This window comes from Mesorhizobium sp. USDA 4413, from assembly GCF_056280365.1.
This window is the reverse complement of the sequence record NZ_JBVPRP010000001.1, coordinates 4,305,954-4,329,677: the sequence shown is the minus strand read 5'-3', so window position 1 is coordinate 4,329,677 and position 23,724 is coordinate 4,305,954. Positions and strand designations below refer to the sequence as shown.

Annotated in this window: 15 protein-coding genes and 1 tRNA gene; 9 read left to right on the top strand and 7 right to left on the bottom strand. The window is 64.1% G+C overall.

The annotated features are described in order from the left end of the window. Positions 1-86 precede the first annotated feature (86 nt). Positions 87-4,313 carry a cytochrome P450 gene (locus tag ACVMIM_RS21145; RefSeq protein WP_476114321.1) on the top strand — a complete coding sequence of 1,409 codons (4,227 nt, stop codon included), beginning with the start codon at positions 87-89 and terminating at the stop codon, positions 4,311-4,313. Between the two features lie 117 nt (positions 4,314-4,430). On the opposite strand, the gene ACVMIM_RS21140 is transcribed toward ACVMIM_RS21145, so the two are convergent. Further along, the gene (locus tag ACVMIM_RS21140; protein ID WP_040994812.1) at positions 4,431-5,114 is read right to left on the bottom strand and encodes a Crp/Fnr family transcriptional regulator; all 684 of its coding nucleotides are present in this window, start codon (positions 5,112-5,114) and stop codon (positions 4,431-4,433) included. Between the two features lie 533 nt (positions 5,115-5,647). Between ACVMIM_RS21140 and ACVMIM_RS21135 the strand changes: the two genes are divergently transcribed. From ACVMIM_RS21135 to ACVMIM_RS21120, 4 genes are all read left to right on the top strand, one after another. Next, positions 5,648-9,325 (top strand): S8 family serine peptidase, encoded by a 3,678-nt coding sequence (locus ACVMIM_RS21135; RefSeq protein ID WP_476114320.1) that lies wholly within the window; start codon positions 5,648-5,650, stop codon positions 9,323-9,325. Further along, positions 9,318-10,841 carry an MBL fold metallo-hydrolase gene (locus ACVMIM_RS21130; protein ID WP_476114319.1) on the top strand — a complete coding sequence of 508 codons (1,524 nt, stop codon included), beginning with the start codon at positions 9,318-9,320 and terminating at the stop codon, positions 10,839-10,841. Before ACVMIM_RS21135 ends, ACVMIM_RS21130 begins: the two co-directional genes overlap by 8 nt. A 99-nt stretch (positions 10,842-10,940) precedes the next feature. Continuing rightward, complete coding sequence (locus ACVMIM_RS21125) at positions 10,941-11,111, top strand: hypothetical protein (RefSeq protein ID WP_167449170.1); 171 nt, start codon at positions 10,941-10,943, stop codon at positions 11,109-11,111. Positions 11,112-11,222: 111 nt separating this feature from the next. After that, positions 11,223-11,297: transfer RNA gene (locus tag ACVMIM_RS21120), tRNA-Val, on the top strand. 63 nt (positions 11,298-11,360) lie between these two features. On the opposite strand, the gene gph is transcribed toward ACVMIM_RS21120, so the two are convergent. Further along, on the bottom strand, positions 11,361-12,041 hold the full coding sequence (gene gph / locus ACVMIM_RS21115; RefSeq protein ID WP_476114317.1) for a phosphoglycolate phosphatase: 681 nt from the start codon (positions 12,039-12,041) through the stop codon (positions 11,361-11,363). A 159-nt stretch (positions 12,042-12,200) separates the two neighbouring features. Here gph and rpiA point away from each other — a divergent pair, with 159 nt between their 5' ends. The 4 genes from rpiA (at position 12,201) to ACVMIM_RS21095 (ending at position 16,207) form a co-directional block, all read left to right on the top strand. After that, positions 12,201-12,896 carry a ribose-5-phosphate isomerase RpiA gene (gene rpiA / locus ACVMIM_RS21110; protein ID WP_476114316.1) on the top strand — a complete coding sequence of 232 codons (696 nt, stop codon included), beginning with the start codon at positions 12,201-12,203 and terminating at the stop codon, positions 12,894-12,896. A 21-nt stretch (positions 12,897-12,917) separates the two neighbouring features. Continuing rightward, complete coding sequence (locus ACVMIM_RS21105; protein ID WP_476114314.1) at positions 12,918-13,535, top strand: DUF2059 domain-containing protein; 618 nt, start codon at positions 12,918-12,920, stop codon at positions 13,533-13,535. A 117-nt stretch (positions 13,536-13,652) separates the two neighbouring features. Next, the gene (gor, locus tag ACVMIM_RS21100; protein ID WP_476114313.1) at positions 13,653-15,041 is read left to right on the top strand and encodes a glutathione-disulfide reductase; all 1,389 of its coding nucleotides are present in this window, start codon (positions 13,653-13,655) and stop codon (positions 15,039-15,041) included. Positions 15,042-15,061: 20 nt separating this feature from the next. Beyond that, positions 15,062-16,207: a serine hydrolase domain-containing protein gene (locus tag ACVMIM_RS21095; RefSeq protein ID WP_476114312.1), complete on the top strand. Its 1,146-nt coding sequence runs from the start codon at positions 15,062-15,064 to the stop codon at positions 16,205-16,207. A 135-nt stretch (positions 16,208-16,342) separates the two neighbouring features. Here the strand turns inward: ACVMIM_RS21095 and mgtE are convergent, their stop codons facing one another. The 5 genes from mgtE to ACVMIM_RS21070 form a co-directional block, all read right to left on the bottom strand. Next, positions 16,343-17,707: a magnesium transporter gene (gene mgtE, locus ACVMIM_RS21090; RefSeq protein ID WP_476114310.1), complete on the bottom strand. Its 1,365-nt coding sequence runs from the start codon at positions 17,705-17,707 to the stop codon at positions 16,343-16,345. A 280-nt stretch (positions 17,708-17,987) separates the two neighbouring features. Further along, positions 17,988-19,877: an ABC transporter ATP-binding protein/permease gene (locus ACVMIM_RS21085; protein WP_476114309.1), complete on the bottom strand. Its 1,890-nt coding sequence runs from the start codon at positions 19,875-19,877 to the stop codon at positions 17,988-17,990. 357 nt (positions 19,878-20,234) lie between these two features. Continuing rightward, positions 20,235-20,843, bottom strand: coding sequence for a DUF6252 domain-containing protein (locus ACVMIM_RS21080; RefSeq protein ID WP_476114308.1), 609 nt, complete (start codon positions 20,841-20,843; stop codon positions 20,235-20,237). A gap of 42 nt (positions 20,844-20,885) precedes the next feature. Beyond that, positions 20,886-21,566 carry a DsbA family oxidoreductase gene (locus ACVMIM_RS21075; RefSeq protein WP_476114306.1) on the bottom strand — a complete coding sequence of 227 codons (681 nt, stop codon included), beginning with the start codon at positions 21,564-21,566 and terminating at the stop codon, positions 20,886-20,888. Between the two features lie 106 nt (positions 21,567-21,672). Next, on the bottom strand, positions 21,673-23,493 hold the full coding sequence (locus tag ACVMIM_RS21070) for an extracellular solute-binding protein (RefSeq protein WP_476114304.1): 1,821 nt from the start codon (positions 23,491-23,493) through the stop codon (positions 21,673-21,675). Positions 23,494-23,724 lie beyond the last annotated feature (231 nt).

The following is a 23,724-nucleotide window of genomic DNA, read 5'->3' as shown; positions in this document are numbered from 1 at the left end:
AATTCACATACGCCGGACCGATGCAAACCTAGGCCAGAACGATGCCGGCATCGCATTGACGTGGACAGCCGGGGGGCTTGAACGCGATGATCACTTTGAAATATTTCGCCGCCGTCCGCGCCGCTCAGAAGAGCCAGCGTCCGGTCGCCGAGATGCCGCCTTTCGACATCAATCGCCTGCGTTCCAAGAGCGGCATTGCTTCCCGCATCGCCGGCTTCCTTCTTGGCGACCCGCGCTGGCTGCTGGCGCTGCTGCGCCGTTTCTGGCCGAATTTCGGCTTCGGCAATTTCCTGCTCGTCACCAAGGGCGCAGACGTTCGCGACATATTGGAGCGGGGCGACGAGTTCGAGACGCCCTACGGGCCGGAAATGGCCGAACTCGCCCGGGGCTCGAATTTCATTCTCGGCATGCAGGACGGCGCCGCGTACCGACAGATGAAATCGGCGGTGCTGAGCGCGTTCCCGCCGGCGGAAGTCGAAGCCGCCGTCAGGCCGATCGCCGAGCATCACTCGCGCGAGATCATGACCCGCGCGAGCCCCGGCTTCGACGCCATCGCCGGATTGATGAAGATCGTGCCGGTGCGCATCTGCCGCGATTATTTCGGCCTTGAGATCGACGATGAAACCGAATTCGCCGACTGGTCGATCGCGCTCAGCGCATTGTTCTTCTCCGACCCGACGGCAAACCCTACCACGCGCCAGCTCGCCGTGGTCGGCGGCGATCGCTTGATCAAGGTCATAGACCGCTCGATCGCCGCGATCAGGGAAAGGTCAGGCAAGGACGACCGGCCGCTGGCCCGCCTCGTCGGGCTGATGGATCAGGGGCGCCTGTCGCTGCCCGACATCCATTCCATCATGCTCGGCATGGTCGCCGGCTTTGTGCCGACCAACGTGCTTGCCGGCGGCAACTGCCTGGATGTGATCCTGTCGCGCAGCGATGCGCGACAGGCCATCGATCAGGCAATCGCGACCGGCGATACCGGCAAGCTCGACCGGGCGGTCATGGAAGCCATGCGTTTCAAACCGATCTGGATCGGGCCGTGGCGCTACACCAGGCGTGACGCGGTCATCGGGAAGGGCACGCGCCGCGAGCGCCTGGTCAAGGCCGGAACGGTGGTGATGCCGGCGACGCTTTCAGCCATGTTCGACCCGGAGATCGTGCAGCGGCCGAACCAGTTCGACACGTCGCGCCCGCATCGCGACTACATGGTATTCGGCTATGGCATCCATCTGTGCATCGGCGCCGAGATCGCCCGCATCCAGATCGGCGAATGCGTCCGCGCCCTGTTCAGCAAACCGAAGCTTGCCCGCGCGCGGGGCAGGGCCGGCAAGATGGTCAATGTCGGCGCCTATCCGGCGAGCCTCAAGGTCGATTTCGAGCGCTCACCGCTTTGCCGCACCGCCGATCAGTCGATGGTGACGGTGGTCTGCCCGATCACCCGATCGGTGCCGCTCGATGCGGTGCGCGACAAGGTCGCGGATCTCGGCAATCCGGCGGTCGGCGAGCTCAGCGCCGCGCTCGACAGGGTCGGCACCATTCATTTCACCAGCCTGGCCGTCGCTCCCACCGGCAGGGACGAGAAAACCGGGAGCGAAACCGGCGCGCTGGTGCTCGAAATCTCGGGCGATGGCAGCACCGACGATGTCATTGCGGCCATCGCGCAATCGATCGGTCACCGGTTGCGGCCTATCTTCAGGGATGTCTGCGGCCTCCCGGATGGCGGCCCGCTGGAAGACTTCCTGAAGAGGAACCATATCGACATATCGCCTTCCTTCGGCAGCGCCGCCGGGCTGGTTTTCTCCGGCACGCCGGGGCATTCCGTCCGGCGGATCCTGGCCGAGGCCAAGCTCGCCGACAGCGTGCGTGAGATCGTCGAGAAGCCGCGCGCGGGCAACGGCAATGCGATGGATGTGCTTGCCGAAGCGCGCCGGCATGTGCGCTGCCTCGGGCAATTCGGCTGGGCGTTCGAGCCCGCCGAAAGCCTGCTGGAAAGGCCGCCGGGCCACTGGGCGCGCGCGCTGACGACGACGCTGCTGACCCCGGCGATGTTCGCCACGGTGGCGGTCGTCGTTCTTGCCTTTTGGCGCATGACCTATGTGCTCGTGTTCGGTAATCCGCATGGCGTCACCTTCGCCAATATCGCGATTGCCGGCGCCGCGCTTCTGCTTTCGGTGCTCGGCCTGCTGGCCATCTTCCTCCTGTTCGTGGGCCTTTGCTTCCTGGCGCTGCGGCGGCTCGAGGACAAGGACCGGCCGGCGAACACCCCGGTCAATATCGGCGCGCTCGAAAAGATCCTCGCCAAGGAGGATCACACCGCGCAAAACAACCTGACGGCGATCTCGACGATGAAGCCGGGGATCTTGCGGCGGCTGGCGCTGCGGCTCTCCTTCTATCTGATATCGATATCGGCGCAGAAAGTGTTCAGGCCGGGCTTCCTCGCCACCATCAACACCATTCATTTCGCCCGCTGGGTGCTGTTGCCCGGCACCGACAAGCTGGTGTTCTTCTCGAATTACGGCGGCAGCTGGGAAAGCTATCTCGAGGATTTCATCGCCAAGGCCTCGGCCGGCCTGACCGGCGTATGGAGCAACACCGAAGGCTATCCGCGCACGCGCTGGCTCTTCCTCGACGGCGCGCGCGACGGCGACCGCTTCAAGCGCTGGGCGCGGCGCCAGCAGGTGCCGACGCTGTTCTGGTACAGCGCCTATCCGCATCTCAACACCACCCGTATCCGCATCAACTCCAGGATCAGACGCGGCATCGCTTCGGCCACCGGCAACGAGGCGCGCGACTGGCTAAGCCTGTTCGGCTCCCTGCCGCGCCCGCAAGCACGGCCGGCGGACGCGACCAGTCTGGCTGAACCCCCGTCCGCGCCGCTCGAAGAGCTGGAATCCGGGGAAATCCAATCGATCTTCTTCGGGCCGTTCGGGGCGCTCGGCCATGCGCATATGCTCGGTATCCGGGTGCCGGAGGGTTTGCCGGCGGCGAAGCGCAAGGCGTGGCTCAACGTCGTGATCGAAAAAACCAGCTTCGGCGACGGTGTGCCCGCCGGCCGCGCCATGATGGTGGCGTTCGGTCCCAACGGCTTGCGCCGGCTGGGGCTCGAAGGCGGCGTCGACGACGAGCCGTTGGAGACGTTCCCGGTCGCTTTCCGCCAAGGCATGGGAACGCCCGAGCGCAGCCGCATCCTCAACGATACCGGCCCTGACGCTCCCGACAAATGGCAGTGGGGCTCGCCAAAAAATCCCGTCGACCTCGTCATCGTCTGCTACGCCGAGATGCCAGCCACGTTGAAGGCCGAGATCGCGGCCATGAAGCGGCAGACGGCAGGCGCCGGCATGTCGGTGACCGCCGAGCTGCCGCTGCAGGTGAAGCGCGACGGCAAGCGGGCGGTCGAGCATTTCGGTTTCACGGATGGCATTTCGCAGCCAATTGTTCGGGGCACGGCGCGCGCCGCCAAGGGAGCCGCGCCCATGCATCTCGTCGCGCCCGGCGAATTCCTGTTCGGCTATCGCGACGAGCATGGCTTCTACCCTGCTTCGCCGTCGGTCGAGGCGGCGCTGGATCGGACCGGGATCCTGTCGCAGGTGCGGCGCAACCGGCAGATTCCGGGGCAGCCGCCTCCGCCGCGCGATTTCGGTCGCAACGGCACCTTCCTCGTCGTGCGCCAGTTCCAGCAGCACGTCGAACTGTTCGACGATTATTGCCGGAAGGCCGCCGTTCAGGCCGCCGCTGAGACCGGCGACGCGGCCATCACGCCGCGCTGGGTGGCGGCAAAAATGCTCGGCCGCTGGCAGGACGGCAGTTCGCTGGTGCGCAATCCGAACGGGCGTCCGGGCCGGGGCGTCGACAATGATTTCGCGCTCGGCGCCGAAGACCCGCAAGGGCACGCCTGTCCGCTCGGCTCCCACATACGCCGTTCCAACCCGCGCGACTCGCTCGGCGAGGACCGCGGGACGCAGATCAGGATCGGCAAGCGCCACCGCATCCTGCGCGTGGGCCGCACCTACGAGAAGAAGGGCAAGGGCGGGAAGACAGAGAAGGGACTGCTCTTCATGTGCCTCAATGCCGACATCGAACGCCAGTACGAGTTCATCCAGCAGACATGGGTTTCGTCGAACTCGTTCCAGGGCCTGGTGGACGAAACGGATCCGACGATCGGCGCGCGCGGCGGCGGCGGCCGATTCTCGATCCCGTCCTGGGAAAAGGTGACTGTGCTCAAGGATGTGCCGCAGTTCGTCACCACGAAGGGCGGCGGCTATTTCTTCATGCCGAGCCGCTCGGCGCTGCGCTTTCTGATTTCGCGGCTGTGACCGAAAGGCCGAGGCGCTTCGTCGTGCCGTCGAGACGACAGAAACCAGGGCGAGGGCGCCAAACAGCGTCGGCCAACCCGCCGAGCCTGCTACGGCGAACCCGCCGAGCCTGATCGTTCAGTCGTCGTCCTGCGATTCGGCGATCTGGTTCAGCGCGGCGACGTTGGTGATGCGCAACCCGCCGCGCTTGATGGCAATCATCTGCCGGTTGCGCCAGTCGTTCAGCGTCTTGTTGACGGATTCGCGCGTGGCGCCGAGGAACTCGCCGAGCTCCGATTGCGAAATCGGAATCCAGCCCGCGGCGTCGGCCATGACGCCGCTCAGGAACACCAGCCGCTTTGCCAGCCTCGCCTCGATGCCGAAAAAGGCCTGGTCGCCCAGCTCGCCGCTGACCCAGCGCAGCCTTGCGCACAGCAACTCGATCATCGCGCGTGCGAGAGGTGGGTTCTTCTCGATGCGGTCAAAGAGTTGTGTCCGGCTCAGCGAAACCAGCTCGCAGGCGGTGAGGCAGATGGCGGTCGCTGTGCGCGGGCGCCCGTCGAGTGCCCCGATCTCACCTACCAGGCTGCGCGACAGCTCGATATTGGCCACCAGCTTCTGGCCGCCCGGCGAATAGATCGAAATCTCGACTGTGCCGCTCATCACGCCGTAGATGCGGTCGGACGCATCCTCCTGGACGAACAAATGCTGGCCGGCGGCATAGCGCTCCAGCTTGCAGCCGCTGAACAGCAGGTCGAACTGGCGCGGGTCGATGCGCGCCAGGCGCGGCAGGTTCCTGTCGTCCGCGCCGTTTGTAGCCATGATACGATTCCGCCTCTCGTTAAGCGGAAATTGTAGGATAAGTGCGTGCTCGATCAAAGCGTCGTCTCCTTCTATGGTGGCTGACCGAATCGGCAGGCGCCGGAAAGACGTTCCGATGTCACGCCCGACACGCCGAAATTGGACAAGCCGGCAAACTGCAAGGAGACCGGACGCACTGGCGGTTGCGGGCCGATCTTGGAAGCGCCGTCCGCGCGCTTGGGTGGGAGGTGCCCCATGCGCGCAGACAGCAAATCTGAAAATGGCTAGGTGATCGAAATTTCTGCTTGAGAAGCCGGTGCAATATCTGCACGCAGCCCTGTATGGCGTATGTGAAGGCGCTCACAGATATGCATGTGCGCCGGAGGGACTGTCGTTCCTGAAATATGTGGGCTCATGTCTCGGTCGGCTTTGCTTTCAATGACAGGCTGCATGATTGCCTAGTCGGCAAAGAGATCAATCGAAGCGCGGCCGAACCTTGGCTTGACTGGAGCGGACGGTCGGCGTCATGGTTCACTTTGGGGAAGGGGCGTGCCATGGCTGCCGCGAAGGGACTCCTTGTCAAAGTTCGTGGCGACGGCGCGGGATTCGCGGTGCGCGGCGGGCCGCTCCGGATCGGCGGGATCGAAGCCGAACCGATCCTTGCCCTGCCGCCTGGTGTCGATGGCGCAGGTCCGGCCGCGGCCGGAGATCGCGGCGCCACCTGGTTGCGATTGGCCACGGATGTCGCCGATACGGACAATCCCTGGGACCACGCCCACGATCTCCTCGCCCGAACTCCGGCACTTGCGGCCGCTGGCAGGGAGGTGCTCGCGGTCGAGCCCGATATCGTGCAGCAATGGGAGTACAGGAACGGCGCCGGCGACCGCGGCATGGCGGCAAGCGCCAGTCCCGTCTGCGCTTTCGACGATCAGGACCCACAGGGCGGGCAGGCGGTGGTCGCGGGACGTATCGCCTGGAACGCCGCGCCGGACTTCAGCCAGTTCGCGGCGGCGCGCAACAGGGTGGGCGCCAAGCAGGCCAACATCACCATCGCCCATCTCGATACCGGTTTCGATCCGGGCCACCAGACCCTGCCGGCCGGGCTTCTAACAGCGCAGCAGCGCAACTTCGTCGACGATGGGACCGGTCCGGATAACGCGACCGACCACGCTCCGGCCGGCACGCTCACCAGCAATCGCGGCCATGGCACCGGCACGCTGAGCCTGCTTGCCGGCAACAAGCTCGACGGCACTTCGCCGCATTGGCCGGGCTTTACCGATTTCGTCGGCGGCGCACCGCTGGCGAAGATCCTGCCGGTGCGCATCGCTGACTGGGTGGTGCGGCTGACCAGCGGCACGATGGTGCAAGGCATCGACTATGCGCGCCAGCAGGGGGCGCAGGTGCTGTCGATGAGCATGGGCGGCCTCGCCTCGCAGGCTCTGGTCGACGCCGTCAACCTCGCCTACGACCACGGCCTGGTCATGGTTACTGCGGCCGGGAACAATTTCACCTTCACGCCGCGCAGCATCGTCTATCCGGCCCGCTACAACCGAGTGCTTGCGGCATGCGGCGTGATGGGCGACGGGCGCGCCTATGGCGGGCTCGCTCTCGGGACCATGCAAGGCAATTACGGGCCGCCTTCCAAGATGAACACGGCGCTCGGCGCCTACACGCCGAACGTCCCCTGGGCCGAGATCGATTGCCGCAAGGTGGTTGACATGGACGGCAGCGGCACCTCGGCCGCGACCCCGCAGGTCGCCGCCGCGGCAGCTCTCTGGCTCGCCGAGCATTGGGACGTGGTGAAGAATTACCCGCAGCCTTGGATGCGCATCGAGGCGGTGCGCAAGGCATTGTTTTCGAAGGCCTTGAAATCGACTGCCAAGATGGATGCGGCGGAGACGAAGGAGAAGATCGGGCAAGGCGTGTTGCGGGCTCTCGATGCGCTGGATTTCCTGCCGCCGGCGGCTGGAAGTCTCGCTAAACTCGCGCCGGCTACCTACACATGGAGCTGGCTTGACCTCTTGACCGGCGGGAATTCGTTGGCGGCGCCAACGCCGGCGATGCTGCGCCAACGGAAGATGTTTGCGCTGGAGCTGACGCAGATGGCGCAACGCTCGACGGCAGTCGAACAGGCGGTCGCCGACCCGGATGGCGATCCGGATCAGGTTTCGGCGGCGGCACGCAACCGTTTTCTGGAAGCAGCGCTCGACCAGGGCAATCCGTCGAAGCCGCTCAAGGCGTTTCTGGAAAGTCTGCTCGGCCGGCCGGGCGCCAGCGCCCCCCTTCCTGCGCCGGTTACAGGCCCAGCGCCGGCCATCAAGCGCAAGCCGCGGCCTCTGCCGCCGCCGCAACGGCGCCTGCGTATCTACGCCCTCGATCCTTCGGTGGCCAAGCGGCTGGACTCGGTTTCGGTCTACCAGGCGACGCTTTCGGTGCCGTGGGACGACGAGCCGGCCACCGACAGGCCGCTGCTGCCCGGTCCGATCGGCGAATATCTCGAAGTGATCGATGTGGACCCCGCGTCCGATCGCGTCTACGACCCGGTCGATCTCAACGACAAGGTGCTTCTGGCGCAGGACGGTCTGCCGCCTTCGGAAGGCAATCCGAAATTCCACCAGCAGATGGTCTACGCCGTCGCCATGACCACGATCGGCCATTTCGAGCGCGCGCTCGGCCGGCGGGCATTGTGGGCGCCGCACTATGCCGAGGCTCCCGGCCGCGCCGGCGACATGACGGTTAAAGCGCATTATGTGCCGCGCCTGCGCATCTATCCGCATGCGCTGCGCGCCGAGAATGCCTATTACAGCCCGGAAAAGAAGGCGCTGCTGTTCGGCTATTTCCCGGCGACCAGCAATGAGGGCGATGTCACCACGCCCGGAACGACGGTGTTCTCGTGCCTGTCCAGCGACATCGTCGCGCATGAAATGTCGCACGCGCTGCTCGACGGGCTGCATCGCCGCTTCCAGGAAGCGTCCAACCCGGATGTGCCGGCCTTCCACGAGGCCTTCGCCGACATCGTCGCGCTGTTCCAGCATTTTACGCTCAAGGAACTGGTCAGCTTCGAAATTGGCAAGGCGCGAGGCGAATTGTCGGCCGCGTCGCTGCTTTCGGGCATCGCCAAGCAGTTCGGGGAAGGCAGCGGCCGGGCCGGGCCGTTGCGCGAATATGGCGGCGCCGGCATGGCCGATCTCGACTACGACAAGACCTTCGAGGCGCATGACCGCGGCTCGATCCTGGTCTTCGCTGTCTACCAGGCCTTCCTGGCCATCGCCGACCGGCGCACCGACGACCTGATTCAGCTTGCCACCGGCGGCTCCGGCATCCTGCCGGCGGGCACCTTGCATCCGAGCCTGGTCGAGCGTCTGACCGACGAGGTCGCCAAGACCGCCAGGCAGATGCTGACCATGTGCATCCGCGCGCTCGACTATTGCCCTTCCGTCGACATCACCTTCGGCGAATACCTGCGCGCGCTGATCACCGCCGACCGCGACGCCTACCCGGACGACCCGCTGCACTATCGCCTGGCCTTCCTGGAATCGTTCCGAAAATGGAAGCTTCTGCCGCGCGACGTCCGCACCATCTCGGAGGAAACGCTTGCCTGGAGCGCGCCGGAGGATCCATCGCCTTCCTGGCTGAAGGGTCTGCTCAGCAAGATCGACCTCGGCTGGAACCAGAAATTGAAGCGGGCCGAGATCTTCGCGCTCAACGACAAGAACCGCTACGCGCTGTGGAAGGCGATGCACAAGGCCTTCGCCTCCAATCCGGATCTCTACAAGCAGTTCGGCCTGCTGCCCGATCTGCCGCGCTACAATGAGGACGGCACGATCATGCATGCGCCGAAGAAGGGCGAGACGACCTTCGACATCTACAGCGTGCGCCCGACGCGTCGCGTCGAGCCGGATGGCTCGTTCCGCGTCGAGGTGGTGGCCGTCATCCAGCAGCGCATTCCGGTTGCGCCGGACGGCACGGCGATGCCGCAAGGCATGTCCAAGGGCGACGGCTTCTTCTGGTTCCGCGGCGGCGCCACGATCATCATCGACCCGCGCGAGGGCTTCGAGGAGATTCGCTACTCGATCATCAAGAATACCGGCAGCACGGACCGGCAGAAGCGCCAGGCCGGGACAATGGCGGCCAATTATCTGTCGCCGCTGCGGGCGCTCTATTTCGGCGGCGAAGTGTCGGAGCCGTTTGCCCTGCTGCATGCCAGCGACGGAGATGACGACCATGTCTAGGAAGCCGGCGACGAGGACAAGGCCGGCAAAAACCGCCGCAGCGGTCGCGCCGGCATCGGGCGTTACCGTGCGGCATTATTGCCAGGGCATCGGCGACTGCCATCTGCTTACCTTTAAGAGGGCGGATGGAAAGCCTTTCCGCATGCTCATCGATTGCGGCATCCATGTTTCGATCGCGGGCGGCTCGGCGCTGGTCGCCGACATCGTCACCGACCTCAAGAAGGAGACCGGCGGCAAGATCGACATTCTCGTCGTCACACACGAACACTGGGATCATGTCTCCGGCTTTCTGACGGCGAAGGACCTTTTCAAGGATTTTGCCGTCGCCGATGTCTGGATGGCATGGACGGAGAATCCTGCGGATGCCGGGGCCGCGGAGCTCGACAAGTTCAAGGGCCAGGCGATCGCCGCGCTGCAAGGCGTGGGCCAGAAGCTCGATGGAATGCAGGGGCTCAGCGCCTATATGGCCGGCATCCGCGACGGCCTGCAGTCCGTGCTCGGCTTCCAGTTCGGCGCCGCGGGCGAGCGGGTGCGCTCGGCCCGCGACGCGGCGGCCAAGCTTTCGCAAAAGCCATCGCCGACCTATTTCGAGCCCGGTGGCCCGCCGGTGACGATCGACGCGTTGCCCAACCTGCGCGTCTATGTGCTCGGCCCGCCGCGCGACAAGGCGGCGCTGCGGCTGGAGGATAAGGCGAGCGAGATGTTCCCGCTGGCCAGCGGCGGCCCGTTCGCGCGGGCGCTGGTGAGCGGCCTTAAGATGAACGAGGCGGCCGATGCCGGTTACGTCGACGAGCTCAGTCCGTTCGAGCGCAATGTCGGCACGCCGCTTTCCGCAGCGCTGCAAGGTGACAGGGGCAGCGATCCTGCCATCGATGTCGGCGCCTTTGTCCGCAAACATTATTCCGGGCCGGTTTCGGGCGCGGCATCCATGGAGGACCGCGACCAGTCCTGGCGGCGCGTCGACGCCGACTGGATGGCGATCGCCGCAGACCTTGCGCTGCAGCTCGACCGTGGCGTCAACAATACCAGCCTCGTCCTTGCCTTCGAGTTCATCGATAGCGGCCGGGTGCTGCTGTTCCCAGGCGACGCTCAGATCGGTAACTGGCTGAGCTGGAAGGAGCTGACATGGCCAGTGGGGCAGGGCACCGTTACGTCGGCCGATCTTCTGGCGCGCACCGTCTATCTCAAGGTCGCCCATCACGGCAGCCAGAACGCCACGCCGGAAAAACAGGGTTTCGATCTGCTGACCAATGCGGACCTTTCGGCCTTCGTCCCCACCAACAAGGGCGACGCCTTGAAAGTGCACTGGGGCGAAATGCCCTATGACGGCATCCTGACCGCGCTCGAGACGAAGACGAAGGGCCGCGTCATCCGCGCCGATGATGCATGGCTGGCGGACAAGAACGGAAGGCCGGGTTTTGCCGTGCCGGCCGGTTCAATCCAGGCAGTGCGCAGCGCGCCCCGCGATGCGGCACGCGGGCCGGGCGGGCTGTGGGTGGAAGTGGATCTGGCCTGAGCGTTCGCCGCCGAGCCGATTGCGAAAAACCAAAAACCGCTCTATGGAGCGAGCGGCTGAATGAGGGCGGCCACTCAACACATTGCACAAGGTCGCCCCATGCCCGATGCTTTCTCCCGCGTCATCGCCTTCCTTGCCGTGGTCACTGCCCTGCTGTTTGCCGGGCTGCATTTCCACCAGGGCCACATCATCGCCACGCTCTATTTCATGACCGGCGCCGTATTGGTGACGGCGGTGACGCGCATGAATGTGAGACGGGGGCTGATTTAGGCGCCTGCGTGATCGAGGTTTGGAGGCCTTGAAAGATCGTCGGCAGATCGCCTTGACTTCGAGAGCCTGCCTCCCTTATATCGCGGCTCGCTTGGCCTTCGGGCGACGAGCGGGCGATTAGCTCAGCGGGAGAGCACACCCTTCACACGGGTGGGGTCGCAGGTTCAATCCCTGCATCGCCCACCATCCAACCTTCTGAAAAAGTTGGATGATCCCACGAGTTCCACCAATTTAGTTAGCGTTGCGAGCCTAGCGCGCCGCTGCGATCAGCCGCTCCGCCAGTTCCGGCGTCAGCGCGTCGAAATGCGAGATCACCAGGGTCGGTTCGAATTCGCGCACATGGCGGTCGGTATAGCCGAAATCGACTGCGACCACGGGAATGCCGGCCGCCTTGGCGGTGTCGATGTCGGTCTGCGAATCGCCGACCATCAAGGCACTGTTCGGATCGCCGCCGGCGAGCCGGATCGTCTCGGTGAGATGGCGCGGGTCGGGCTTGCGGAAGGCGAATGTGTCCTGGCCGCAGATCGCGGCAAAATAGTTCGACATGCCAAGCGCGCCGATCAGCGTCGCGGAATTCGCTTCGTATTTGTTTGTGCAGACAGCCATCAGGTAGCCGGCGGCCTGGAAACGATCGAGCGCGGCGATGACCCCGGGGTAGGGGCGGGACTTGCCGGGAATGTTCAGCGTGTAATGGTCGAGGAACAGCTTGAGGAGCCGGTCGTGCTCCTCGGCCGCCAGCGCCTTGTTCTGCGCGGCATGCGCGCGTTCGATCATGACGCGGCCGCCATGGCCGACGAAGCGCCTGAAACCGGCTTCGTCGATGGCGGCGAGGTCGCTTGCCGCCAGGCTATGGTTAAGGCTGTCGAGCAGGTCGGGCGCCGTGTCGACCAGCGTTCCATCCAGGTCGAAGACGATGATCGGGCGCGGCATGGGAGGTTCCTGTGGCGATTGAATTGCCGTAGCCGATACAGGGAGGGCCGGGTTCAAGCAAGAAGCCTCGATCGGTCCACAGCGGGGGTCTTTGACGGCCTTTGACGGGGCAGGCAAAAATGCTAGGAGGCGCGCGAAACCGGCGAAATCGGGGTCCCCATGGATGCAAGGCAGTTGAAGGTCGAAGCCGCGCGGGCAGCGCTCGCCCATGTCGGCAGCGGCATGCGGCTTGGCATCGGCACCGGCACCACGGCGGAAGAATTCGTGCGGCTGCTGGCGGAGAAGGTGTCGACCGGCCTCAAGGTTATCGGCGTGCCGACTTCGGAGCGCACCGCGGCACTCTGCCGCGAGCTCGGCGTGCCGCTCTCCACGCTCGAGGACACGCCGGAACTCGATCTTACCATCGACGGCGCCGACGAGGTCGACCCGAACCTGACCTTGATCAAGGGCGGCGGCGGCGCGCTGCTGCGCGAGAAGATCGTCGCGGCGGCGTCCGCTCGCATGATCGTCATCGCCGACAAGTCCAAGCTGGTCGAGACCCTCGGCCGCTTCCCGCTGCCGATCGAGGTCAACAAATTCGGCCTGCGCGCCACCGAGATAGCGATCGGGGCCGCCGCGGCAAAGCACGGCCTTTCCGGCCCGGTTACATTGAGGATGACGGGGGGGCAGCCATTTGTTACAGACGGCGGCCACTTTATCCTCGATGCATCTTTTGGCCGCATTCCGGATACAAGAGCGCTTTCGAATGCTCTCTTCGCCATTCCGGGCGTTGTCGAGCACGGTCTATTCATCGGGCTGGCGTCAACGGCCATCATCGCCGGCGGCGACGGTATCGAAACCGTCCATGCAGCCTGAAACCAGGGAGTTCTATCGACCATGATGTTGCCTAAACGAGTTCGCCGCCTTACGATGCTTCTGGCGGCCTCGGCCGTCCTTGCGCTGTCCTCGCCGGTATTTGCGCAGGATATCAGCGAATCGCATCTGAAGGCCGCTCGCGCTGCGGTCGCGGCGATCCACGCCACGGACTCTTTCGACAACATCCTGCCGCAGGCGGCTGCGGCACTGGAGTCGCAGCTCATCCAGAAGAACCCCGACATGCAGGAGCTGATCGGCAAGACCGTGGCCGAGAAAGCACTCGGCCTTGCCTCGCGGCGCGCCGACCTCGAAAAGGAGGCGGCCATGGCCTATGCCAAGGTTTTCTCCGAGAAAGACCTCAACGACATCGCCACCTTCTACAGCTCGGAAGCCGGCAAGAAGCTGCTGGACAGCGGCCCCGCGGTGACGCGCGACCTCGTGAAGGCCGCCGACATCTGGCAGAACGGCGTAGCCCGCGATCTGGCGCAGCAGGTCGGCGAGACGCTTGCCGCCGCGGCCAAGGCCAAGGCGCCGGCAGCACCGGCTCCGGCCGCCACGGCGCCGGCCGATGGTTCCGCTCCGGCGGACAATTCAGCTCCCGCCGACAATTCAGCTCCTGCGGACGACTCGCAGAACTGATCCGCATCGCCGGCCAGCAGCCGCTGGACCACAAAGCCCGGGTTCGCCCGGGCTTTTCTTTTGCCGCTTTGCGGCCTACCTGTGACCCGTCTTTTCTCATCCGCAGGAGCCCAAGCGATGGCCGCTTATGACTATGATCTGTTCGTCATCGGCGGCGGCTCTGGCGGGGTGAGGGCGGCCCGGGTGGCGGCCTCCCTCGGCAAGCGGGTCGCCATTGCGGAGGAGTACCGGTTCGGCGGCACCTGCGTCATCCGAGGCTGCGTGCCGAAGAAGCTCTATGTCTATGCTTCACAGTTTCCCGAACATTTCGCCGACGCCGCCGGCTATGGCTGGACCGTGCCCGAGGCGAGCTTCGACTGGCAGACGCTTGTCGCCAACAAGGACAAGGAGATCGCGCGGCTCGAGGCGGTCTACAAGAGGAATGTCGAAGGCTCCGGCGGCGAGACCTTCCACTCGCGCGCCGTGCTGGTCGATCCGCACTTGGTTTACTTGGTCGCCGAAGATCGCACCGTCAGCGCCGACCAGATCCTGATCGCTACCGGCGGTCGGCCAGCGCCGCATCCGGCGCTGGCAGGCCACGAATACTGCATCTTCTCCAATGAGGCCTTCGATCTGAAGGAGTTGCCGAAAGCGATCATGATCGAGGGCGGCGGCTACATCGCCGTCGAATTCGCCAACATCTTCCACGGTCTGGGCGTCGACACCACCCTGGTCTACCGCGGCCAGGAGATCCTCACCCGCTTCGACATGGATCTGCGCCGCTCGCTGCATGAGACGATGGAGAAAAAGGGGATCAAGATCCTCTGCCCCGCAGTTTCGGAATGGGTGCGCAAGACCCCGGAGGGCAGGCTGGACGTGCTGTTGTCTTCCGGCCAAACCCTAACGGTCGACCAGGTCATGCTGGCGATCGGGCGTATTCCCAATACCGAGAATATGGGCCTGGAAGGCGTCGGCATCGAACTCAGTAAAACGGGCGCGATCGTGGTCGATCAGTACTCGCGCACCAATGTCGACAACATCTGGGCGATCGGCGACGTGACCCATCGCGTGCAGCTGACGCCGGTCGCCATCCACGAGGCGATGTGCTTCATCGAGACCGCCTTCAAGGACAATCCGACCGCGCCGGACCACGACACCATTGCGACGGCGGTGTTCTCGCAGCCGGAGATCGGCACCGTAGGCGTATCGGAAGACGAGGCGATCAAGCGCTTTCCCGACGTCGAGATCTACCGCGCCTCGTTCCGCCCAATGCGGCATACGTTGTCCGGCCGCGACGAGAAGATGCTGATGAAGCTTGTGGTCGACGGCGCGTCCAGGAAGGTGGTCGGCGCCCATATTCTAGGCCCCGATGCCGGCGAGATGGCGCAGCTTCTCGGCATCCCGCTGAAAGCTGGCCTTACCAAGGAGGACTTCGACCGCACCATGGCCGTGCACCCGACCGCGGCCGAGGAACTGGTGACGATGTACAAGCCGACCTATCGCGTGAAGAACGGCGAACGGGTCTAGCGATCGCTCCGGAGTCGACCTTGTCCGCCGCTCCGCTCGACCGCGATTTCGGCCTACGGATCGACCGCGTCATCGGTGCGGCCATGGAGGAGCAGCGCGTCGTCGGCGGCGTGATCCTGGTCTCGCAGCACGGCGCCGTGCTCTACCGCCGCGCCTTCGGCCTTGCCGACCGCGAACGGGGCAAGCCGATGATGCAGGACGCCATCTTCCGGCTGTCCTCCGTCACCAAGCCGATCGTGGCCGCCGCGGCATTGGCTCTGGTCGAGGCCGGCCAATTCGCGCTTGACGATCCGATCGCCAAGTTCATTCCAGAGTTCCGCCCGAAGATGCCTGGCGGCGAAGAGCCGACGATTACAGTGAGGCAGTTGCTCACCCATACCGCCGGCCTTGCTTATGGCTTCGCCCAGCCTGCCGGCAACGCCTATGAGCGCTCGCATGTATCGGATGGGTTGGACCAACCGGGGCTGTCCATGGCCGACAACCTGGCGCGCATCGCTTCGGTGCCGCTTGCTTACGCGCCCGGGACAGGCTGGGCCTATTCGGTGGCGATGGACGTGCTGGGCGAAGTGATGGCCAGGGCAGCCGGCACCTCGTTGCCGGATCTCGTCGATCGCCTGGTTGCTACACCACTCGGCATGAGCGACAGCCGCTTTGGCGTGCGCGAGGAGAAGCGCTTGGCCGTTCCCTATGCCGACGATCCGTCCGGCGCTGTCAGAATGGGCGAGCATCATCTCGTGCCTTTTGGCGACGGCCTGATCTCGTTTGCTCCGGCGCGCGCCTTCAACCCGGCGTCCTTTCCTTCGGGCGGCGCCGGCATGAACGGTACCGCTGGCGATGTGCTGACATTTCTCGAAACGATCCGGACCGGAGGAGGGCCTGTCATTCGGCCCGAAACCGTCCGGGCGATGACGACCGACGCCATCGTCGGCATCGAGACGACACGGGCCGGCTGGGGCTGGGGGCTGGGATTTGCCGTCCTGCGCGACCCGGCCGCCGCGCAGACGCCGCAGGCAGTCGGGACCTGGCGCTGGGGCGGAGTTTACGGTCACTCGTGGTTTGTTGACCCGTCGGAAGGTCTCACGGTGGTGATGCTCACCAATACGGCGATCGCCGGCATGGCCGGTGCATTTCCGGATGCGGTACGCGACGCGGTATACGGCGTCTGAGACAAAGTGGACCGCCGCGGGATAGAGCGGTTAGAAGAACCGCTCTATCCCTTTGTTCGTCGGAATTCCGGACGGAAAACCGCTCCGCACTTTTCTGGCATTGCTTGAGTGTCGGCGGCGGTAATGCCCGCAAGCCTAGAGCAGTGTGCCGCGAAGGATCACCAGCGCTACCGAGAAGTAAATCACCAGCCCGGTGACATCGACCAGCGTGGCGACGAACGGCGCCGAGGCGCTTGCCGGATCGAAGCCGATGCGCTTCAGCGCGAAGGGCAGCATCGATCCCGACAGCGAGCCGAAGGTGACGATGCCGATCAGCGCCGCGCCCACTGTCGCCGCAATCAGCATCCAGTGCGGACCGTAGTCGTAGAAGCCGAAATACTGCCAGAGCGCGATGCGGCAGATGCCGACGATGCCGAGGATCGAGCCAAGCACCACCCCGGTCGGCAGTTCGCGCAGCGCCACCCGCCACCAGTCGCGCAAACCGATCTCGCGCAGCGCCAGCGCGCGGATGACGAGCGACGTCGCCTGCGAGCCGGAATTGCCGCCGGAGCTCATGATCAGCGGGATGAACAACGTCAGCACGATCGCCTTTTCCAGCTCGCCTTCGTAGCTCTGCATGGCGTTGGCCGTCAGCATCTCGCTGAGGAACAGCGCGCAGAGCCAGCCGGCGCGCTTCTGGATCATGGCGAGGAAGCCCATCTTCATATAGGGCTCGTCCAGCGCTTCCATGCCGCCGAAGCGATGCACGTCCTCGGTCGTCTCCTCTATCATCGTGTCGATGATGTCGTCGACGGTGACGATGCCGAGGATCCTGCCGTGGTCGACGACAGGCAAAGCGAGCAGGTCGTATTTGGAGATCGTCTGCGCCAGGTTCTCGCGATCGGTGAGCGGCGTCACCGTCACCGGCGCGCGGTCGGGCGCCACGGACAGGATCGAATCTTCCGGGTTGCCGGTGATCAGCCGGCGCAAGCCGGTCGAACGCAGCAGGAGCTGCGTGTCCGGATCGACGATGTAGATGGCGTAGATCGTTTCGCGCGTGCGCTCGACCTTGCGGATGTAGTCGAGCGTGCGGCCGACGGTCCAGTCCGCAGGCACGCTGACGAATTCCGTCGTCATGATCGAGGCGGCGCTGCCTTCCGGGTAACCCAGGATGGACAGCAGCGTCGCGCGCAACGGCGGCGCCAAGGCGCCGAGCAGCTCCGAGCGAGCCGGTTCGTCCAGCTCGCGCAGGATGTCGGCCGCGCGGTCGACCGACATGGCGGTCAGGAGCTTGCTTGCCTTCGGGCGCGGCAGGGCCTCGGCAAGCTCGGGTGCCGCTTCGAGTTCCGGCTGGTCGAAGATCTCGACCAGCCGCTCGAACGGCACGGCGCAGAGCAGCTCGATGGCTGTCTCGCGGGGCTCGTGGTTGAGGGCTTCGACGACGTCGGCGACGTGATCGTTGGCAATAACACGGGCGACGGCGACGGCTTCGTCGTCCAATACGGGTGCGAATTCGTTCATGGCTCACTCCTTGCCGTCCGGCAGGACGTGAGCCATCAGGTCACGTCAGGGCGGACGGCGGTTGCGTTCGACTGTGACTGTCGCCAGGCATGGCGGATTGACCTTTCTGCTCGCGGGGTTCGAGTTTGAATTTGGCGAGCGGGCGCAACATAGAAGCGGTTTTGGCCGAGTCAATCGCGAAGGGCGCTTAAAATGAATGCGGGGAGGCCGGATCGCGAGACTGTGATCGAGGCCGGCTCAAGCCGGGGCACCGTCACCGATCAAAGGCTTGGTATGACTGCTATTTCTGCTTCAGCCGGCGGAAGCGCAGCCACTTGTCCTCGACCGGCCGAGGCTGGGAGAGAATTGTGGTGAGCTCGCGCGGCAGGCTGGGTGCAAGCGGCTTCTTGGTGGCCACGCCGTCGGAGATCGAAACCACGCTGTGGTAGAATTCCTCGCCCGACAGCGAGCGCGGCGGCACCGCTTCGTGCATGACGCTGATGACGGTGACGTTCGGGCAATTGTCCTTGATCGCCTGGTGGAAGGCTATCTTGCCTTCGGGATCGAGCGCGGCAGTCGCTTCGTCGAGGAAGAGAAGTCCCGGCTGCTGCAGGATGATGCGCGCGACCACCAGCTTCTGCTTCTGGCCGCCCGAAAGCACCTGGTCCCAGATCTTGCCCTCGCGGCTTTCGTCAGCCAAGTGGCCGATGAAGTCGCCCAGACCGGCCTTGTGCAGGGCGGCCGCAACCTGCGTATCGCTATGATCGCTCTCTGAGCCCGGCAGGCACACGAGCTGCTTCAGCGAGACCTGCTGCAGCTTGATCTCCTGCGCGGCGTAGAAACTCGTCACGCCCTCGGGGAAGACGATGGTGCCGCGGCCGTAGGGCCACAGGCCGTTGATCGCCTTGATCAGCGAAGTCTTGCCGCAGCCGGACTCGCCCTTGAGGAAGGTCCACTCGCCGCGGCGGAAGCGCAAATTGGCGGCGCTGAGGAAGGGTGTCGCATCTTCGCCCTGATGCGCCAGTTCGAGCTTCTGGATGGTCAGGCCGAACACCGGATTCTGGCTGGCGTAGCTGAAGTCGGAGCGACCGGTCTGCTGATAGAATTCGCGCGGGTGCTGGACGTTTTCGATGGCCTCGGCGAGTTCGGTCACGCGTTGACTGTTGGCCCTCAGCGTCGCGATCGCAGGCATCACATGGATGAACCACGAGCACTGGCTGATCAACTGGGCGACCATTTCGGAGCCGGTGATGTAGCCCTTGTAGTCGAGGCGGTTATGGATGAACGACACGAGCCCCGGTGCATAGGCAACGATACGGGCACCGACAAAATTGTAGATCAGCTCGAACGATGTGTAGCTGGTGTTGACGATGTTGAGCCGTCCCCACGTCTTGTCGATATCGACATAGAGCCTGTCATGCATCGACTTTTGCACGCCCTCACCATGCGAGGCGGCGACATGGAAGCTGCGGCGCAGGAATGTCGTCAGCTCGCTGCGGTAGCTGCCCTCGGCCTGCTGCATGCGCACGTTGAGCCGCTCGAGCAATCGCCCGAGCTTGACCGCGATCCAGGTGTTCAACGGCACGTAGGTGGCGACGGCAAGGAAAGCCAGTACCGCTGTGCCGTAGCTGCCCAGGAATTCCAGGCCTTTGACCTCAACCGATGACCCGATCAGGTTCTCACCGATGAAATAGAGCGACGTCGCCACGCCGAGCACGCCCATGGCGAGACCAATGGCGCCGCCGGTCATGTCCTTGATCGATTCCTGGATGCGCTGGTCGATATTGTCCGGAGCGACGATACCGCCCGCCACCGAGCCGTGCTGCGCATGGAAATGGGTATGGTTGCCGTCGAGCAGGGCCAGGTTGAACTGGTTGTTCAGCCAGCCCCGCCATTTGCGGTGCAAAGTCGTCGAAACGAGATTGCGCACACCGGTAAGGCCGGCATCCTTCAGCACCACCAGCAGCACCAATATGCCGGCATTGGTCAGGATGGTCTGCAAGGGATGGGTATTGGCAGCGTCGTGCAGGAAGGCGATCGAATTGCCCAGCTCGCCCAGCGCCATGGCAAACCAGACACCGGCCTTGCTGGACAGCGCCGTCAGCAGTGCGATAACGAGGGTGAGGGTCCAGGCTTCCTTCCACCGGTCGGAAAACCAGTAGGCTCGCATCAGCCCCCAGAATGTACGCATCGACGATACCGGCGTCAGGGACGAGGTCTTTGCCTCGCTGGATATTGGCTCCGGTATTGTACGTCGCGGTCTACCGACGCGAATCACGATCCCGCCCAAACCTTTCTTAGTTTTGTTACACAGGGTAACACCAATTGATCATTTTCCATTAATTTTCTGGCGGGAGAATGTGAACACGGTTACCCGCCGTGGCACATGGGCAACAGAGAGTCGGTGCCGGCAGACCAATCGGTGCGCTGATTTCGGCTTTTATTCCAGCGTGTTAAGGGCAATTGAGCCAGCCGATTGAAAGCTTCCCCAAGGGAAGCAGAAAACACGGGTTTGTGAACGAAAAGAGGTGCCGATCGGCCGAAATGGCTACTGCTCGGTGACGGGAATGCCCGAAAATCTGCCCTCCGTGAGCTCTCCAGGCTTGCCTGATTCGTCTTTTCCCAAAGCGCTGAAATGACCGGAAATGGTCTTTGTGGCTGGGTCGTATTTGTCGATGACGATCTCGCCGCTGGCGAAACGGACATGGCCCACCATGGCGCCGGAATCGAGGATATTGAAATTGGCGCTGTTCGCGGTGGACCCGGCCTTGAGCCTATAGCTGCCGGCAAGGTCGTTCGGATCCCTGAGCACCAGCATCGAATTGAAGGTCTTGGCCGGCGAGCCCTGCTCGGTTCCCGACAGGTTCAGCATCGGCCTGCCGGCCATGTACATCGTCTGGGCCAGGGTAAAGGACGCAGTCCAGGGTTTGCCTTCGAAAGTCGCCGACATGACGGCTTCCTCGGCGGACACGTGCTGCAATGTCAGCGGAAGGCCGAAGGCAAAAGGCAAGCACAGCAGCAACAATGCGCGACGCCTGACCGCCATTCGGTGCCCCCTCAAATCAGCTAAATCCTCACGGATCTTAGCGTAGCGCCGTGCTCGGGGCGATTCACCAGATCGTGTGCGGCGAGCCAACTGCTCCGTAACAGTAATCAAGGTGCGTGACGGCGTTCCATCCGGAACAGTGTGGAAGAACGCTCAGCCTGCGACGGTTTCCAACTCGCCGCGCGCCTTGGCCTGAGCCACCTGGCGGATCGCGTCGGCTAGAGTGTCGGCATCCTGCGCGCCCATCACCGCGTATTTGCCTTCGAGCAGGAAGCACGGCACGCCGGTGATGCCCATGCGCGAGGCGGTGGCGATCTCGTTGCGGACAGCACCGACATCGGCGTCGGTCGGCAGCAGCGTCTCGACCACCGATGCATCCATGCCGGCTTCGCCGGCGGCCTTCACCAGCACGGCATGGTCGCCGATATTGGCGCCTTCCTCGAAATTCAGCTGGAAGAGGCGCCGCACCAGTCGGTTCTGCACGTCCTCGCCGGCAGCGCCCGCCCAGCGGATGACGCGATGAGCGTCCAGCGTGTTGGCGGCGACCTTGATGGCGCCAAATGCAAAATGGATGCCCTCGGCTTCGCCGAGCGGCTCGATGCGTGCGTGAATCTGCTGGATGCGTTCCTCGCTGCCGAACTTGCCGAGCATATATTGGCGGCGATCCATGCCTCCCGAAGGGATGGTCGGGTCGAGCTGGAACGGCCGCCAGCGGACATGCACGTCGACATCCGCCGCGGCAATGGCCTTATCCAAACGCTTCTGGCCGATGAAGCACCAGGGACAAACGACATCGGACACCACGTCGACGGTGATGGAGTTCTCGGCGCTCATGCTCGTCTCCTCTTGGGTTCCGATTGGGTTGGGCTTTCTGTCGAAGAGATATGGAGCATGATGTCGTCCGAAAACCGCTTCACACTTTCGGCATCCTGCTCTGGCGTCAGTTGGGCTTTCGCCACCAGGTCGGCAGTTGATAGCCGAATATGGGGGTCTTTTGCGGATGTTCCAGATAGCTCCAGTAGGCGAGCCATTGCTGCGTGTTGTATTGCATCGGCACCATGTAGTTGCCGGAGATCAGCAGCCGGTCGAGCACACGCACCGCCGCGACATAGTCTTCCTTGGTCCGGGCGTTCAGCATCGCGTCGATCGCGGCGTCGATCGCCGGGTCGGCGACGCCGGCGAGGTTGAACGATCCTTCCGTTTTCGCGGCGACCGATCCCCAGCGGCCAACTTGTTCGCTGCCCGGCGACAGCGAATTGCTGAAGCCGCTCGTACCGATCAGAACCTCAAAGTCGAAACGCTGCTTGCGCGACTGGATCTGGTCGCCGTCGAGGGTGCGGACGCCGACGTCGATGCCGATCTTTTCCAGCGTGCGCTGATAGATGGCCGCCAGCCGCTCTTCATCCTGCGACGAAGTCAGGATCTCGAAGCTGAAAGGGTTTCCCTGCGGGTCGAGCATCTTGCCGTTCTGCACATGGAAGCCGACGCTCTTCAGCAGCTCGAAGGCGGCTTTGAGCACCTTGCGATCCTGGCCCGAACCATCGGTGACCGGTGGACGCCAGGTGCCATCCATCACGTCGGGCGGCACGCGGCCCGGGTAGGGGGCTAGCAGCGCCTTTTCACGGTCGTCGGCCGGATGGCCGAGCGCGGACAGCTCGGAATTCTGCCAATAGCTCATGGTGCGGTTGAACTTGCCGCCGAACAGGTTCTTGTTCGTCCATTCGAAGTCATAGAGCATGCCGAGCGCGCGCCGCACCACGGGGTTCGAGAACTTCGGCAGCCGGGTGTTGAACAGGAAGCCGGTCACCACCGGCGGAATGCCGGTGTTGAAATATTCTTCCTTCACATCGCCCCTTTGGAACGCCGGAAAGTCGATGTCGCGCTCGCGCTTGACCGGATCGGTCTCGTCGTCGAGGGCGCATATGCCTTTCTTGAACGCTTCCGTCTTGGCGTTGGCGTTGAGAAAATACTCGATGGTGACCTGGTCGAAATTGTCGAAGCCGCGTTTCGACGGAACGTCCTTACCCCAGTAATGCGGATTCCGCTTGAAGACGATACGCTGCCCCGGCAGCACCTTGTCCACGGTGTAGGGGCCGCTGCCGATCAGCGGCTTCAGCGTGGTCTTGTCGAAGGTGTCCTTGTTGAAGGCGTGCTTCGGAACGATAGGCGTCAGCGCGACGATCAGCGGGAATTCGCGGTTGGCCTTGTCGTTGAAGGTGAACTTCACGCTGTGCTCGCCGGTCTTCTCCAGCTTGGCGATCATGCTCATGCGGTCGCTATAAGGCGGGCGGCCCTTCTCGGCGAAGACGTCGTAGGTGAACAGCACGTCCTCCGGCGTCACCGGCTGGCCGTCCGACCATTTTGCGTCGGGGTTGAGATGGAACTCGATGGTCTTGCGATCCGGATCCATGTCGGCGCTGTCGGCCAGCAGCCCGTAGAGGCTGAAAGGCTCGTCATAGTTGCGCTGCATCAGCGGCTCGAAGACGAGATTGCCGTAAACCGTATCGATCATGCCGCGCGCCGTGGTGCGCAGGCTTTTCAGGATGAAGGGGTTGAGATTATCGAAGGAGCCGACGACGCAATAGGTGACGCTTCCGCCTTTCGGCGCGTCCGGATTGACGTAGTCGAAATGCTTGTAGTCGGGCGGCAGCGCCGGCTCGCCCTGCATGGCGATGCCGTGCTTCGGCTCCGACTGCGCCGGAAGGAGCGAAAGGGCCAGAAACGACGTCGCGGCGATCAGCCGAACGAGAACGCGGTCCATGACCGTCTCCTTGCCGGGCGGCTTTGTGATTCGCCACGCACCGTAGAGCATTTCGCCAGCCGATTGAATCGGCGCACCAACGGGAATCGGGTTCAGCCGCTCCATCGCCGATCGCACTCTTCCCCACGGACATCAAACCGGGAAGAAATCGCGGAAACCGGGCTGGATTCGGCGCCGCTGGCAGTGTAACACGCGCTCCGAAGTCATCCTGTTGCCTCATTTGGGCAACAG

What these genes read in the sequence shown, in the direction of transcription:
- ACVMIM_RS21145 (WP_476114321.1), top strand. Translation starts at nt 87, where the DNA reads ATGATCACTTTGAAATATTTCGCCGCCGTCCGCGCCGCTCAGAAGAGC.
- ACVMIM_RS21140 (WP_040994812.1), bottom strand. Translation starts at nt 5,114, where the DNA reads ATGGCTACAAACGGCGCGGACGACAGGAACCTGCCGCGCCTGGCGCGC.
- ACVMIM_RS21135 (WP_476114320.1), top strand. Translation starts at nt 5,648, where the DNA reads ATGGCTGCCGCGAAGGGACTCCTTGTCAAAGTTCGTGGCGACGGCGCG.
- ACVMIM_RS21130 (WP_476114319.1), top strand. Translation starts at nt 9,318, where the DNA reads ATGTCTAGGAAGCCGGCGACGAGGACAAGGCCGGCAAAAACCGCCGCA.
- ACVMIM_RS21125 (WP_167449170.1), top strand. Translation starts at nt 10,941, where the DNA reads ATGCCCGATGCTTTCTCCCGCGTCATCGCCTTCCTTGCCGTGGTCACT.
- gph (WP_476114317.1), bottom strand. Translation starts at nt 12,041, where the DNA reads ATGCCGCGCCCGATCATCGTCTTCGACCTGGATGGAACGCTGGTCGAC.
- rpiA (WP_476114316.1), top strand. Translation starts at nt 12,201, where the DNA reads ATGGATGCAAGGCAGTTGAAGGTCGAAGCCGCGCGGGCAGCGCTCGCC.
- ACVMIM_RS21105 (WP_476114314.1), top strand. Translation starts at nt 12,918, where the DNA reads ATGATGTTGCCTAAACGAGTTCGCCGCCTTACGATGCTTCTGGCGGCC.
- gor (WP_476114313.1), top strand. Translation starts at nt 13,653, where the DNA reads ATGGCCGCTTATGACTATGATCTGTTCGTCATCGGCGGCGGCTCTGGC.
- mgtE (WP_476114310.1), bottom strand. Translation starts at nt 17,707, where the DNA reads ATGAACGAATTCGCACCCGTATTGGACGACGAAGCCGTCGCCGTCGCC.
- ACVMIM_RS21085 (WP_476114309.1), bottom strand. Translation starts at nt 19,877, where the DNA reads ATGCGTACATTCTGGGGGCTGATGCGAGCCTACTGGTTTTCCGACCGG.
- ACVMIM_RS21075 (WP_476114306.1), bottom strand. Translation starts at nt 21,566, where the DNA reads ATGAGCGCCGAGAACTCCATCACCGTCGACGTGGTGTCCGATGTCGTT.
- ACVMIM_RS21070 (WP_476114304.1), bottom strand. Translation starts at nt 23,493, where the DNA reads ATGGACCGCGTTCTCGTTCGGCTGATCGCCGCGACGTCGTTTCTGGCC.